Genomic DNA, 14,385 nt, shown 5'->3' on the forward strand with positions numbered 1-14,385 from the left:
CGGGCTGAACGATTCTTGACACTGCTATTCTTGGCGTTGCCGTTGTAATACCGCTTCCATACCAAATACATCATTGGTTAATCGCAAAGTATCAGCGGCCAGTTGGTATTGCGACGAGTGACGCCCTTCTTTGTAAATCAACATTAAGTGATCCCCCTCGACCAAATAGACGCCTCGATGGGTCACTGAACGGCCACTATCGCCTCTTACTTGCATCGCAAACAAAAAGTCTGGGCGCAACTTTAGCGACACACCGTCTACGTCTTCGCTAACATCATCACCTTCAATACTGTTTGAACGCCACAAACCACTCAGGTTGTCTGGAAGCAACTTCGTAAAGATAGCCCCCTGTAATTGCAACTGGTGATGATTCAATTGATAAGCATGTACCTGATCCGTGCCTTTATCATCATACAGCCTCAGTGTTTTTTGCGTCACGGCGTACTGACCCGATGCAGTCTCCAACTCACCGCTACGCCGTAACATATCGATACGAAATTCATAATGGGAGTTAAAGGAGATATTTATCGCTTTATAAGGATGGGGGGATGATGTTTCAGTTGCTTCACTAAACCAGTACCATTGCCCCAGCAGCAAAGGGACATCAAAACGCCCTAAATCCTCACTATGCACTGGCCATGCCATAAACATGGCAAGTGTGATCCCGTAGAAATAACGCATACCTTCCCCCTACTGATGGTGATGCCTTATTACTAAGATTAGACCTAGTTCTCATTTTGAGTGAAAAAAAAGCCCAGGTCGGATGACCCAGGCTTATCGTGATCACAGTCGTGTCTTTTTCGGGCTCACTATTCGTTAATAGATGACTCGTTAAGAGATGACTCGTTACGCGATGTCGTGAGATTAACCAGATCTCCCGTAATACTGGCGGCTTCGTCTAGGTAGGCATCGGGCTCTTCATACTCTTTAGGTACATCATCGAGTGACTTGAAGCGAGGCTCCCCCATGGCTTCTTGACGTGCATTTAAACGCGCTAAGCGGTCTGCATCTTCGTCATCCATCTCTTGACGTCGTACTTTCTCATTTAAAGACAAGGTATTGTCGTCCTTTTCTTTTTGATAGCGCGCGATATCTTGACGAATAAAACCGAACTCTCGATCGTCAGCAATCCTTGCTTGATGACGTTGCGCGAGGGTATCAATCACTGATTCAGGCAAAGACTGTGCCTGATAATCCGCTTTTTCAATACGATCCCAAGGCAATGCATTGTCTTCCATACTTTCACCGGTTTCATCAGGCGAGACAGGCGATGGAAACGCAATGTCAGGTACGACACCTTTATTTTGGGTACTGCCGCCACTGATGCGATAAAACTTTTGGATTGTATATTGCACATAACCCAGTGGGTTATCGAACAAATCGTAAATATGGTTGAGCGAACGATGCTGTTGCACTGTACCTTTACCAAACGATTGTTCGCCAATCACTACCGCTCGATCGTAATCCTGCATAGCAGCGGCAAAAATTTCCGACGCAGAGGCACTATAGCGATTTATCAGCACGGTCATTGGACCATCGTAATAGCTTTTGCCATCACTGTCGGCGTTGACTTTCACTCGACCGTAGCTGTCTCTTACTTGCACAATCGGGCCTTTGTCGATGAACAAACCACTGAGCGCCGTTGCTTCACTCAGCGCCCCGCCACCGTTATTACGTAAATCGACAACGATGCCACTGACATCTTTCTCTTGTAAGTTTGCCAATTCTTTTTTGGTGTCATCGGCTAAGCCGACATAAAACCCCGGTACCGTGAGTACACCAATTTTATCTTCGCCGCGCGCGATCACTTCCGACTTCACCGCACGATCTTCAAGACGAATTTTATCGCGGGTTAACGTGACGTTGTAACTTTTAGCATTAGCGCCTTCAGGAAGGATTTTGAGTTGAACCTCGCTCCCTTTCGGGCCTTTGATCAGTTCCACTACGTCATCCAGACGCCAGCCAATAACGTCGACAACCGATTCGTCTTCCTGGCCAACACCAATAATGCGGTCACCTGGTGACAACTGTTTCGACTTGGACGCAGGGCCACCAGCAACCAGAGAACGAATGACGGTATATTCGTTTTTGACCTGTAAAACGGCACCAATCCCTTCAAGAGACAGGTTCATTTCCGATTGAAATTGTTCGGCATTACGGGGAGATAAGTAGCTCGTATGCGGATCAACCTCACGGGCGAAGGCGTTCATGTAGACTTGAAACACATCTTCGCTGTGACTTTGGGTTAAACGCTTCAATGCGCTGTTATAACGCTTGCCCAAAGTCTCTCGGATTTCTTCATCCTCTTTCCCCGTTAAACGTAGGTTCAAGGCATCGTTTTTAACCCGTTTATCCCAGATGGCATCCAGTTCGGCTTCGTCAACCGCCCAAGGCCGCTCCGTCCGATCCAGCACCATGCTCTCATCTGCGGAAAAATCAAACGGTTTATCGAGTACTTTTAAAGCGTACTGATAGCGTTCAAAACGCTTTTTGAGAACTCGGTTATAAATCGCATACGCGGCTTTTGTTTCACCCACCTTTAATTGGTCATCTAAACGATCTTCCCAACGCGATAGCGTGTCGACATCATCCTGAGTCAAAAAGACACGGTTGTAGTCGAGCGTTTCAAGGTAGCGTTTAAAAATAGCCGCTGAGAACGCGTCATCGAGCGTAAACTGCTTGTAGTGCGATCGGGTAAAACGAGAGGTTACCCGCTTAGAAGCGGTTTCGTGTTGAGGTTCTGCAGAGAGTGAAGGTAACTCACTGAGTTGAAAATCGGCCTCTATGGCCTGGGCAGATGCTGCCAGCATGAGGCTGGCAGCAATCGCCGAAACGCGGCGTCGACAAAACATGCGTCGAGGAGTCTCCTTTAGGCGCTGAGGTGCTCCGCTTTTACTAACATGGTTAATCCGTTAGTTAGGCGAACCCGAACCTCATCCTTATTAATTTCAACAATGGTCGCAGGTAAATTACCATTGCCCATATTCACATTTACGTCTTTACCTACGACAACGTCGTTGGCGCTGAGTTCGCGACGTGGCTCACTCTCTTTCTTAGTCATTTTAGCGGGCTTTGGTTTACTTGTACGGCCTTTTGCCGATTGCGCTGCCGCTTTTTTGCCTTTGGCTGGCGCTTTTTCACCGTTTTTCGCCTGAGACTCCGCTTTTTTCGCCTGTTGTTGCTTACGACGCTCAGCGGCCCGTGCTTTGCTTTCTGCTAGAGCCTGAGCCGCATGATCAATATGCTCTTGCTCTAACTCGCCGCACGCATTGCCATCTAAATCGACGCGTGACGCACCGGGTTTCACGCTGTGCAGATAACGCCAGGAAGACGTGTACTGACGAAGCGCAGCGCGCAATTGGGTTTTGCTTACCTTGGGATCGCCGTCTAGACGAGTCGCAAGATCTTGAAAAATACCAATTTTTAATGGCTTGGCTTCGCCTTCAACAGTAAAACATTTAGGGAAACGTTCAGCAATATAGGCAATGACTTCTTTGCTGTTCGCGAGCTTTTCAGTATTTTCCATGTTTTTTCCTGGCCTGCTGCAGCAAACTGCAGCAGCGTATCTACGTGTATTTAAGTATGAAAGTGGTGCGTATTATAGATACCTGATATTAAAAAACTACCAAGATTGGCGAAATCATAAGTGTYTTTGCATTTCTTTGACCAAGGTAGCCAGCCCATGCTCATCTTCTTGGTCAAATCGACCGATACTTGGACTATCAATATCGAGTACCGCATGCCGTTGTCCGTTGACGTGCACTGGCAGAACAATTTCAGCGTTACTGGCGGCATCACAGGCGATATGTCCTTCAAAAGCATGGACATCTTCAACTCGTATGACAATATCTTGTCGATAAGCCGCACCGCATACACCTTTATCAAAAGGAATACGAACACACGCGGGTTGGCCTTGAAATGGTCCAAGCACTAACTCGTCACCGTCATCCAGATAAAATCCCACCCAGTTGATATCGTCAAGTTGGCTATTTATCAAGGCGCTCACATTAGCAAGCTTAGCGATAAGGTTAGGCTCACCCTCACATAAAGCCACCGCTTGTTGCGTTAACAAACGATAAAAATCCGCTTTGTTTTCCATAAATCACTGCATCTCAATCAACAAGACCATTACAATAGAAAGGATCTGAAGACATTTCAATTGAGTATCTTGATTTATGATCACTTGGCGCTGGCTTCTTGACCAAGCACGACCTCATCAAACGCGGTTAATCTGGGCAAACGTGGTCGCCATTGCTGCCACGCTAATCAGTGTGCCGATTCCGTTATTGATGCCATTATTGGTCGACGAGGTGCTACTCGACAAACCCGATTGGGGGCTGTCGGTACTTAATACAATACTGCCACAAAGCTGGCAACAGGCTGCGTACTATATCGCTGCCGTCTTAGTGATCGTGGTATTGATGCGCACCATCAGCCAAGGGTTGAACATCTTACAAGGTCGCCAATTTACGCTGGTGGGTAAAGCCATCACCTATAAAATCCGTCAGCACCTGATTGCAAAACTCGGCCGTATCAGCATGCGAGAGTACGAGCTTCGTGGCAGTGGCGGACTGACTTCTCACCTTGTCACCGATGTGGAAACCATCGATAAGTTTATCGGGACCACGCTGAGTAAATTTATTATTGGGATCCTCACTGTCACCGGGACAGCGGTGGTTTTGCTTTGGATTGACTGGCGATTAGGCTTGTTTATCTTATTGATTAATCCCATTGTGGTGGCGCTGAGTCGTGCCCTCGGCCAACGCGTAAAACACCTTAAAACGCGCGAAAACCGAGCCTTTGAACAGTTCCAACAGCGACTGGTCGATACCTTAGACGGATTATATCAACTTCGCGCCGCTAACCGAGAGCGGACCTATTTAAAGCAACTTGATGACAGTGCCAATGACATTAAAGTGAGCGCCGATAAATACGCGTGGCAATCTGAGGCGGCGGGTCGTCTTTCGTTCTTAATGTTTTTAGTCGGCTTTGAACTCTTTCGCGCAGTCGCGATGGGCATGGTCTTTTTTAGTGATCTTTCTATCGGCTTGATGTTTGCCGTGTTTGGCTATCTATGGTTTATGCTCGGGCCAGTTCAAGAGCTACTCGGGATACAGTTTGCGTGGTATAGCGCCAAAGCAGCGATGACTCGGATTAACGAGGTCTTGCAATTACCCGAAGAAACTCGGCGTCCAAAAGGGATCGATCCAGGCGAGCTCATTTCAGGGAGGGATAACCCGCAAGCAATCGATGTTAAGATAGATAACCTTCACTTTGCGTATGATGATGACAAAGCGGTTCTCAATGGTCTCACCATGCAGATCCCGGCTGGACAACGCGTGGCCCTCGTCGGCGCAAGTGGGGGCGGCAAATCAACCCTCATTCAGCTGTTGTTAGGGCTCTATCCTGTAGAAAAGGGAGATATTCGCTTTAATGGCCATTCCATTCATGACATCAATATGGATGCGCTTCGTCATCAAATTGCCGTGGTATTGCAACAGCCTATACTGTTTAATGATACCTTAAGAAATAATTTAAGTCTGGGGCGTGAGTTTGATGATGCGACGCTCTGGCAAGCGTTGGAGCGCGCACAGCTGGGCGATGTCGTGAATCAGCTGACTCAAGGCTTAGAGACCCCACTGGGACGCCAAGGGGTGCGCTTATCAGGCGGTCAGCGCCAGCGTGTTGCAATTGCGCGTATGCTGCTCGGCGACCCTAAACTGGTGATTTTAGATGAAGCCACTTCGGCACTCGATACCGCCACTGAACGCGCACTGCATCAAGCAATGCAAACCTTTTTAGCCGGTCGTACGACACTGATTGTTGCGCATCGGCTGTCAGCGGTTAAAGAAGCCGATCTGATTTATGTGCTCGATGAAGGTCAGGTCAGTCAACAAGGGACACACACCGAACTGGTGAATGCACCCGGTGTTTATCAAACATTATATGGACAACTCCAACAGGTAGCAGGGAAATAATCGTGAGAACGCAACCACCAGACAACACCCTGTCGGTATCTTATCCAAGTCAGATAAGGTGCCCGGGTTGTGATCGGGTGCTACAAGGCTGTCAAACAGGTTCTGATCATCTTGCCATTTGCCCACGCTGCGCGACCAAACTTGCACAGGGTCGACGCTTATCATTTAATAGTGAAATCGCGTTAACCTTGACGATACTTATCCTTTTCTTGCCAGCTCATCTCCAACCTTTGCTATCGATAAATTTATTAGGCTCAACGATCAACGCCTCCGTATTGACTGGTGCTGTGCGCCTTTGGTCCGACTTTCCTTTTGTGGCTGCGCTCGTGGTGATTTGTGCCTCTCTAGGGCCACTTATCTTTACCAGCGCTTTACTCACTTTACACCTTGCACGACGACGTCAAGCGATTCGGTGCTTTCGTCTTGCGGTCAAGGTAGTTAACTATAGTCGTCATTGGGTCATGGCGGATGTTTTGATGGTCAGTTTGGCCATCGCGTGTTTTAAAATTCAAGACTATGCCTCCCTGCATTTCTCCATCGGCCTCGCCTGTTACGCGGTTATCCAGATCTTGCTCTCTGTGCTGCTGGTAAGAGTGAATACACAAAGATATTGGGATACATTTTCTTTAGCTGAGACACCTTCGGACAATGCGTCCACACTCATTCGTTGTGGTCACTGTGGCTTAACACAGACCGCAGACCAAGGCGCGTGCCAGCGCTGCCACCAGCCTCTTTATCGGCGTGTCATTCGCAGTGAGCAAAAGACATGGGCATGTTTGATCACGGCCAGTATTTTTTTGTTTCCAGCCAACGTGTATCCGATCTCAATTTTATTTTCTAACGGTATTCGGCTTGAAGACACCATCTTCTCTGGGGTGGCGAGCTTAATCAATAATGGCATGCCTGGTATTGCCGTGATCATTTTCACCGCCAGCATCATCGTTCCAGTGGCCAAGATCTTGGGGCTAGGATTAATACTAATCAGTTTTCGGCGCCGCACTGCCATTACACCTCGTCAGCATATGTGGCTATATCGTGGGGTTAAGTGGATCGGAAAATGGTCAATGATGGACTTATTCGTCATTGCATTTATGGTGGCATTAATTGATCGTGGCCGCATTATGGACTTTACCCCTGGGCCGGGCGCCATCGCGTTTGGCATTGTCGTGGTATTAACCATGCTCGCCACCGAATTTCTTGATACGCGTTTGATATGGGATCATCATGAGCGACAAACAAGACCTACCCTCACCGATAATTAAAACCACCTATGGCCTGTCTCCACTATGGATACTCCCTATACTGGCGCTAGGTTTAGCCGCATGGTTGGTGTTTCAGTCAATCAATGAAGCCGGGCAACGGATCCAGATTCTTTTTAGTGATGCACAAGGATTAGAGGCTGGGCGCACCATTATCCGCTATCAAGGGCTGGAGGTCGGCAAGGTGCGCAATATTACCTTGGCTGACGATCTTGATGGTATTTATGTCGATGCCAATATCTATCCAGAAGCCACACAGCTTTTAACTTCCGGGACCGAATTTTGGCTGGTCAAGCCTCGCGCCTCCATCACTGGGATCAGTGGCTTAGAAACCTTAGTATCCGGTAACTACATTGCTTTGCAGCCAGGAAAAGGTGAGCCTCGCCTGACATTTACCGCACGCGACGAGCCACCGACAGATATGGCCGAAAAGGCGGGGACGACGGTGAAACTGCGAGCACCAACCCTGGGCTCTCTTAATGTCGGCTCTCCCCTTTATTACCGTAAAATTCAAGTCGGCGAGGTTTATAGCTATCGGCTCGACAGTGACGCGCAAGGCGTGACGCTCTCGGCGTTGATTGACCCCCAATTCTCACACTTACTAAAAGAGCAGACACGTTTCTGGTCGGTCAGTGGGCTTAAAACACGGATCGATGCCTCTGGCGTTGAACTCGAATTAGATAGCGTGGCAAGTTTAATTGCGGGAGGCATTGCGTTCGACTCTCCCAATCACAGCCCTCGTTCGGATGCGAATCAGCCATTTCAATTGTATTCGAGTCTCGCGCATGCCGCGCGGGGGCAAACATTAAACATCGCTTTGCCCGCTGATCACGGTCTGCCGGGCCGAGGCACACGGATCACCTACCAAGGATTAGAAGTGGGTGAAATTACGCGTATTGAGATCACAGACAATTACCCTGGTCCTATCGCCACCGCCAAACTCGATCCCAGTATGACCTGGCTACTGAACAAAGACACGCGTATAAAAATCGAGCAACCACAAATTGGCTTTGATGGCTTAAAAAACATCGGTAACCTCGTACTTGGCAATTATTTATCGATTGAGCCAGGTTCTGCGGACGCAGATTCCGTTACATCGGACCATCTATTCACCGCTGCCAACCGCCATCAACAACGTAAACAACAAGACAATGCCTTAACCGTCACCCTGACCGCAGACGATGCCTATGGTCTCTCTCAACATACAAAAGTGTTACACCGCGGCATAGAGGTCGGCTTTATTGACCATATCGGCTTCAATGAAAGTGACAATGTCACGATAGATGTGGTGATCGACCCGCAATATCGTCACCTCGTCAAACAAGCATCGCAATTTTTCATCCTTGGCGGCATTACTGGTGAGCTAACGGGTAAAGGGCTCGACGTGGTTGTGCCTGCAATGGAACAAATTGCCGATCCGGCGCTTAGCTTCACCAGCGAGGGGGCGAAAGGCGCCAACGATACCTATCCGCTTTACACGTCATCCATTCAAGCAAAACATGCCAACCAAAGCGCACAAGGCCAAACGCGCTTTACGCTTGTCGCTGACCGCTTACCCAGTATCAGCGAAGGTAGCCCCGTGATGTATCGTAACTTTATTGTCGGTCAAGTGGAGGGTTACCAATTAAACGGTCAGAGCGTCACCATCGCCATCGCTGTCAATAACCGCTACAAGCACTTAATTCATCGCAATACGGTGTTTTGGAACCAATCCGGACTGGATATCAAAGCCAATTTACGTGGCGTTGAAATTAATACAGGCTCGGTCCGTTCGCTACTCAATGGCGGCATCGCGTTTGGCGACATGCCGGGGATCAGTAATCAACGCAACGGAGAGTGGAAGCTCTACCCTTCCAAAAAAGACGCAGCCCAATATGGTGTTGATATTATGCTGACAGTCGACCGAGCCAATGGGGTAAAAGTAGGCAGTGCGATTCGCTATCAAGGCGTCGATGTGGGTGAAGTGATCGACATGTCGCCGGATTTCAGCCAGGAGAAGGTGCGTATACAGGCAAGGGTCTACCCGAAATATAAACGCGCATTGGCGCGTCAAGGGAGTTACTTTTGGTTGACGCAACCCGTACTAAGTCTGACCAAGACCGAAAACTTAGACTCTTTATTTGGAACTTATATCTCCGTCGAGCCCGGCCAAGGTGAGTTTTCCCAGCAGTTTGTCCTACATGAGACGCCAAAGTATCCGCAAGGACTCACTTTGATATTAGAAAGCGATGCGCGCCATTCAGTGACCCGAGGTACGCCTGTGTTGTATCGAGAAATAGAAGTAGGCACTGTCGCTAAAGTAACACTGGGTGAACTCGCTGATCGCGTTTTATTCGAGTTACACATTGCTCCCGACTATGCCTATTTAGTACGCGAGAACTCTGTATTTTGGAATCAATCAGGCGTGGATGTCTCGATAGGATTAACCGGTGCCGATTTAAAAAGCGGTACCATTGATAGTTTGCTAAAAGGCGGGATTGCTTTCTCAACCCCTGAGGACAAGCCGCTTCAGCCTATCGCTCAGGATCAACAGCATTTTTTACTCCATGATGAAGGGAAAACCGCATGGAAAGCGTGGCGGACAAGGATTCCCAAGCCATGATCCCCAGGGTATCGCGCGTCTGTCGCGATACCCTTTTATCTTCATTTCCACGCCCGAATTATTTTCTTCACGCGCTGGAAAACCACTAATGACAGACTACACTATAGGAAACAAAGTTAAATTGGCATCGGGCTCTAATGAGCCTTTTCCCTAAGCCCGGAACAGGACGTACCGGGCATTTTTTTGTCATGTTAATCGAACTTAGTTAAGTAAATGCCATCGTGTTCGATCCGGATTTGTCGCTGCTTATACAAGCCCCCCAGTGTCTTTTTAAAGGTCGCCTTGCTCGTACGAAACAAAGCAAAAATAGCATCAGGCGAACTTTTATCATTCAGCGGTAAGAAGCCGTCTTTGTTTTCCAGCGTACGTAAGATTTTATCGCCTAACTCATCGACCCGGGCTTTACCTGGTTTTTGTAGCGATAAATCCATTTTGCCATCGTCGCGTACATGTTTGACGTAGGCGCTGAGTTTTTTGCCAATAAACAACTTACCAAACGCTTCAGCGCGATAAATCAGTCCCCAGTGTTGATTGTCGACCACACACTTATAGCCCAGATCGGTGTTATCCGTGATCAGTACCGTGACTTTATCTCCCTGTTGCATTTTGGGCTGTGCGTCGCTAATAAACTTGTTAAATTTACGACTCGCCACAATGCGCCCTGATGCATTATCAGTATAAACGCGCACAACATACGGTTTGCCCTCTTCCATACGCGTGCGTTGCTCACTAAATGGCACCAGCAAGTCTTTAGTCAGCCCCCAGTCAACAAACGCGCCCACTGAGTTCACCCCAACACAACGCAAGGATGCAAACTCACCCACTTGCACATAAGGCGTTTCGGTGGTCGCTATGATGTCATCTTCAGAATCGAAATAAATAAACACATCAAGGTCATCGCCAAGCTGAGTATTCTGCGGTACATAACGCTTGGGGAGGAGAATATTGCCGTAGTCATCTCCATCCAGAAACACCCCAAAGTCTACCTGTTTGACCACAGTAAGCGTATTAAATTGGCCTAGTTTAATCATTGTCTCAACACGATAAAAAATAATGCCCCCAAGTATACGCAATTTGCACGTAAGATGCGTTGTTGATCCGACGCGTCGCAGAAAAAATACCCTTACTTTCTGTCTCTTGTTAGTCGTCGTAACCCTGTTAGGCTGGCTAAAGCAAATAAGGGGGAAACATGGCAGTATTTAATGGCGAACACATTCGGTTTAGTTTTAGCCAGTTGGGCAGCGCATTCGGTAAGTCCGTTACACCAACGCCGCTAGATAACGGGCGAATTTTAACCTATGACGCCACCTTGGCGGAAAAACTCGGCTTAACCGATGCAGACATTAAAAGCGATACCTTTCGCGCGTTATTATCGGCAGAGCAACCCTTGGCCGGCCGCACACCTTTCGCCATGAAATACACGGGGCACCAGTTTGGTCAATACAATCCCGCGCTCGGCGATGGGCGTGGCGTATTACTGGGCGAGTGGCGTGATAACAGCGGCACACTGTGGGATTGGCACCTAAAAGGGGCCGGTAAAACACCTTACAGTCGCCATGGTGATGGTCGGGCCGTGCTACGATCAACGCTCCGTGAATACTTAGCCAGTGCAGCAATGCGCGGACTTGGCATCCCAACCACGCATGCTCTCGCCATGGCCACGAGCGACACGCCTGTCATGCGTGAGCGAATGGAAACCGCAGCAACGTTATTGCGGGTGGCAGAAAGCCATGTCCGTTTTGGTCATTTTGAGTATTTATTTTTTAGCCAACAACATGACGCGCTGCGTACACTGGCCGACTATGTGATTGCGCGTCATTTCCCTGAACTTGCCAAAGCCGAGCAACCGTATGCGGCATTGCTGCAAGAAATTGTCGAGCGCACCGCTGGAATGATCGCTCAATGGCAAGCCGTTGGTTTTAACCATGGCGTGATGAATACCGACAATATGTCGATCCTAGGCCAAACCTTTGACTATGGCCCCTACGCATTTTTAGATGATTTTAATCCCAGCAATATTTGCAATCACACGGATCACACCGGACGCTACGCCTTCAATCAACAACCCGCCATTGGACTTTGGAACCTCTCCGCATTGGGTTACACATTCACGCCACTGCTCGACAGTGCGGTGATCAACGACATTCTTGGCGGCTATGAACATCATTTGCAAGTGGCATATAGCAAAGCAATGCGTGATAAATTGGGCTTATCGGACGCACAGCAGGGTGATAGCCATTTATTTAATGCGCTCTTTTCATTGCTTGAGAGCGAAGGTGTCGATTATACCCTTTTCTTTCGCCGGCTCAGCGAGATTGAAAACGACGCCCTACTCACCACACCAAGCCTCAGTCAGTTTTCAGACATGATTGCCGATACCGACAGCTTGAGTGAATGGCTAAGCGATTACCATCAACGTATCCATCATCTTGATTCGCTTGAACGACTAGACCGTATGCGAGCAACAAACCCTGGATTTATTTTGCGTAACTCTCTGGCTCAGCAAGCCATTGATGCCGCAGAGCAAGGTAACATGCAACCTACGCACGATCTGATCACTGTATTAGCCGATCCCTTTGATGCACATCCGGCATTGGCCCATCTAGCACAACGGCCCGCGGAAGAAGACAAAGATCTCACCTTGAGTTGTTCATCCTAGTGCTGAGTATTAAACACACAGATTGATCAGGGCTTGAGTGACAGGGTAACATAATAACCTTCATTCAATCCGTCAATTATCGTCACGCGTAACCTGTTGGTAGGCGTGACACCTTGCCGCTCTGGAAGAAAAAATCCAACAGATATCACATTGATGCTTTCACAGGCCGCTTTTTTTGCTATCTTACTGGCTTCGCAACAGATAAAAATGTGAGGAAGGCTGTCCTCTATGCCACTGAAAACCGACGAGCTTCGAACCCGTGTGGTCGATACCATGCCTACGCCTGCAGAGGTGGAAGCTGCCCACCCCGTTACTGACAGTGTTGCTCACCACATAACCACCGCACGACGTGCGATTAGCGATATTCTCAATGGCCGAGATCCTAGACTACTCGTGATCGTCGGCCCTTGCTCGATTCACGATCCAACCGCGGCCCGTGATTACGCAGCAAAGCTCAAAACCCTAGCCGATCAATACACAGATCAATTATTGGTGGTGATGCGCACCTATTTTGAAAAGCCGCGCACCGTTGTCGGTTGGAAAGGCTTGATCAACGATCCCCACCTCGACGGTAGCGGCGACATTCGTGCGGGGCTATTCACCGCGCGTGAGTTACTGCTCGATATCAATAAAATGGGTTTACCGACGGCGACCGAGTTTCTCGATATGATTACCGGTCAGTATATTGCTGACCTAATTAGCTGGGGCGCGATCGGCGCTCGAACTACTGAATCCCAAATTCATCGCGAGATGGCGTCAGCGCTCTCAAGCCCTGTTGGGTTTAAAAATGGCACCGATGGTAATATTACTATTGCCGTCGACGCGATTCGTGCAAGCCGTGAATCGCATTTGTTCTGCTCGCCGGACAAACATGGCGCCATGACAATCTATCGCACTGCCGGTAACCCTGACGGCCATGTTATTTTGCGCGGCGGACACCAGCCGAATTATCACGCGCATGATGTACAGGCAGCCGCGAACACGCTGGCAGGTTTTGGCTTACCTACCAAGCTTGTGGTTGATTTTAGCCATGGTAATTGCCAAAAGCAGCACCGCCGTCAATTGGAGGTGTGTGCAGACATTGCCGCGCAAATCCATGGTGGCGAGCAAGCGATCGCTGGCATTATGGCTGAGAGTTTTTTACAAGAAGGTAATCAAGCAATGGGGAGTGCCGATTCACGCACCTATGGTCAGTCGATTACCGATCCTTGTCTCGGCTGGGAAGATACCGAAAAGGTTTTGGCTCAACTTGCCAACGCTGTCATGGCGCGAAAAAATACATAACCATTGATTGAACATGGGTATGTCCAGAGCATGCCCCCAACTAGGATGAGACTATGCCTTCATTTGATATTGTGTCTGAAATTGACAAAGTGGAACTCAAAAATGCCGTTGATAATGCCAATCGTGAACTGGCAACACGGTTTGATTTTCGTGGTGTGGAAGCCAATTTTGACTTGGATAAAGAAGCGGTAAAAGTGATTGCTGAGGCTGATTTTCAAGTGAATCAAATGATGGATATGCTTCGCAGCAATTTGGCCAAGCGTGGCGTTGATGCACGCGCGATGGATATTCAGGAAATGGTCCATTCCGGTAAGAGCTTTTCACAGCAGGTGAAGTTCAAAAATGGCATTGAGACGCCAGTGGCGAAAAAGATCACCAAAGCGATCAAAGATGCCAAGATGAAGGTCCAGACGCAAATTCAAGGTGAGCAAGTCCGTGTTACCGGTAAGAAACGCGACGATTTACAGGCTGTAATTCAATTGATCAAAGACAGTGATTTTGAGCAACCTTTTCAGTTTGAGAACTTCCGCGACTAACAGCTTACGCCCCGAACTATCTAAAAACGGGCGCCTGAGGCGCCCGTTTTTATTCTTTGTGATGCCC

11 protein-coding genes are annotated in these 14,385 nt (G+C 48.5%); 6 read left to right on the forward strand and 5 right to left on the reverse strand.

Annotation, left to right across the window (positions count from 1 at the left end; translation table 11 throughout):
• Nucleotides 1–24: 24 nt before the first annotated feature.
• The 4 genes from BZG77_RS05835 to BZG77_RS05850 form a co-directional block, all read right to left on the reverse strand.
• Nucleotides 25–681 (reverse strand): hypothetical protein, encoded by a 657-nt coding sequence (locus tag BZG77_RS05835; protein WP_077646544.1) that lies wholly within the window; start codon nt 679–681, stop codon nt 25–27.
• A 128-nt stretch (nt 682–809) separates the two neighbouring features.
• Complete coding sequence (prc, locus tag BZG77_RS05840; protein WP_077646545.1) at nt 810–2,852, reverse strand: carboxy terminal-processing peptidase; 2,043 nt, start codon at nt 2,850–2,852, stop codon at nt 810–812.
• A 17-nt stretch (nt 2,853–2,869) separates the two neighbouring features.
• On the reverse strand, nt 2,870–3,526 hold the full coding sequence (proQ, locus tag BZG77_RS05845; protein WP_021023230.1) for an RNA chaperone ProQ: 657 nt from the start codon (nt 3,524–3,526) through the stop codon (nt 2,870–2,872).
• Nucleotides 3,527–3,640: 114 nt separating this feature from the next.
• Nucleotides 3,641–4,099 carry a GAF domain-containing protein gene (locus tag BZG77_RS05850; protein WP_077646546.1) on the reverse strand — a complete coding sequence of 153 codons (459 nt, stop codon included), beginning with the start codon at nt 4,097–4,099 and terminating at the stop codon, nt 3,641–3,643.
• Nucleotides 4,100–4,175: 76 nt separating this feature from the next.
• On the opposite strand from BZG77_RS05850, the gene BZG77_RS05855 reads away from it, so the two are divergent.
• The 3 genes from BZG77_RS05855 to BZG77_RS05865 are packed head-to-tail and all read left to right on the forward strand — an operon-like array spanning nt 4,176 to nt 9,839.
• Nucleotides 4,176–5,978, forward strand: a complete 1,803-nt coding sequence (locus BZG77_RS05855) for an ABC transporter ATP-binding protein (RefSeq protein ID WP_077646547.1) — start codon at nt 4,176–4,178, stop codon at nt 5,976–5,978.
• 2 nt (nt 5,979–5,980) lie between these two features.
• Nucleotides 5,981–7,240, forward strand: a complete 1,260-nt coding sequence (locus BZG77_RS05860) for a paraquat-inducible protein A (RefSeq protein WP_158011419.1) — start codon at nt 5,981–5,983, stop codon at nt 7,238–7,240.
• Nucleotides 7,203–9,839: a PqiB family protein gene (locus tag BZG77_RS05865; protein WP_077646548.1), complete on the forward strand. Its 2,637-nt coding sequence runs from the start codon at nt 7,203–7,205 to the stop codon at nt 9,837–9,839. Before BZG77_RS05860 ends, BZG77_RS05865 begins: the two co-directional genes overlap by 38 nt.
• A 191-nt stretch (nt 9,840–10,030) precedes the next feature.
• On the opposite strand, the gene BZG77_RS05870 is transcribed toward BZG77_RS05865, so the two are convergent.
• On the reverse strand, nt 10,031–10,870 hold the full coding sequence (locus tag BZG77_RS05870; RefSeq protein ID WP_077460567.1) for a CvfB family protein: 840 nt from the start codon (nt 10,868–10,870) through the stop codon (nt 10,031–10,033).
• Nucleotides 10,871–11,028: 158 nt separating this feature from the next.
• Between BZG77_RS05870 and BZG77_RS05875 the strand changes: the two genes are divergently transcribed.
• The 3 genes from BZG77_RS05875 (at nt 11,029) to BZG77_RS05885 (ending at nt 14,318) form a co-directional block, all read left to right on the forward strand.
• Nucleotides 11,029–12,498 carry a protein adenylyltransferase SelO gene (locus BZG77_RS05875; protein ID WP_077646549.1) on the forward strand — a complete coding sequence of 490 codons (1,470 nt, stop codon included), beginning with the start codon at nt 11,029–11,031 and terminating at the stop codon, nt 12,496–12,498.
• Nucleotides 12,499–12,726: 228 nt separating this feature from the next.
• Nucleotides 12,727–13,782 (forward strand): 3-deoxy-7-phosphoheptulonate synthase, encoded by a 1,056-nt coding sequence (locus BZG77_RS05880; protein WP_077575985.1) that lies wholly within the window; start codon nt 12,727–12,729, stop codon nt 13,780–13,782.
• Nucleotides 13,783–13,835: 53 nt separating this feature from the next.
• Entirely contained in the window at nt 13,836–14,318 is a 483-nt protein-coding gene (locus BZG77_RS05885) for a YajQ family cyclic di-GMP-binding protein (RefSeq protein WP_021023238.1), read from the forward strand.
• Nucleotides 14,319–14,385: the final 67 nt, after the last annotated feature.

The organism is Salinivibrio sp. IB643, assembly GCF_001996105.1.
Lineage (GTDB): Bacteria > Pseudomonadota > Gammaproteobacteria > Enterobacterales > Vibrionaceae > Salinivibrio > Salinivibrio costicola.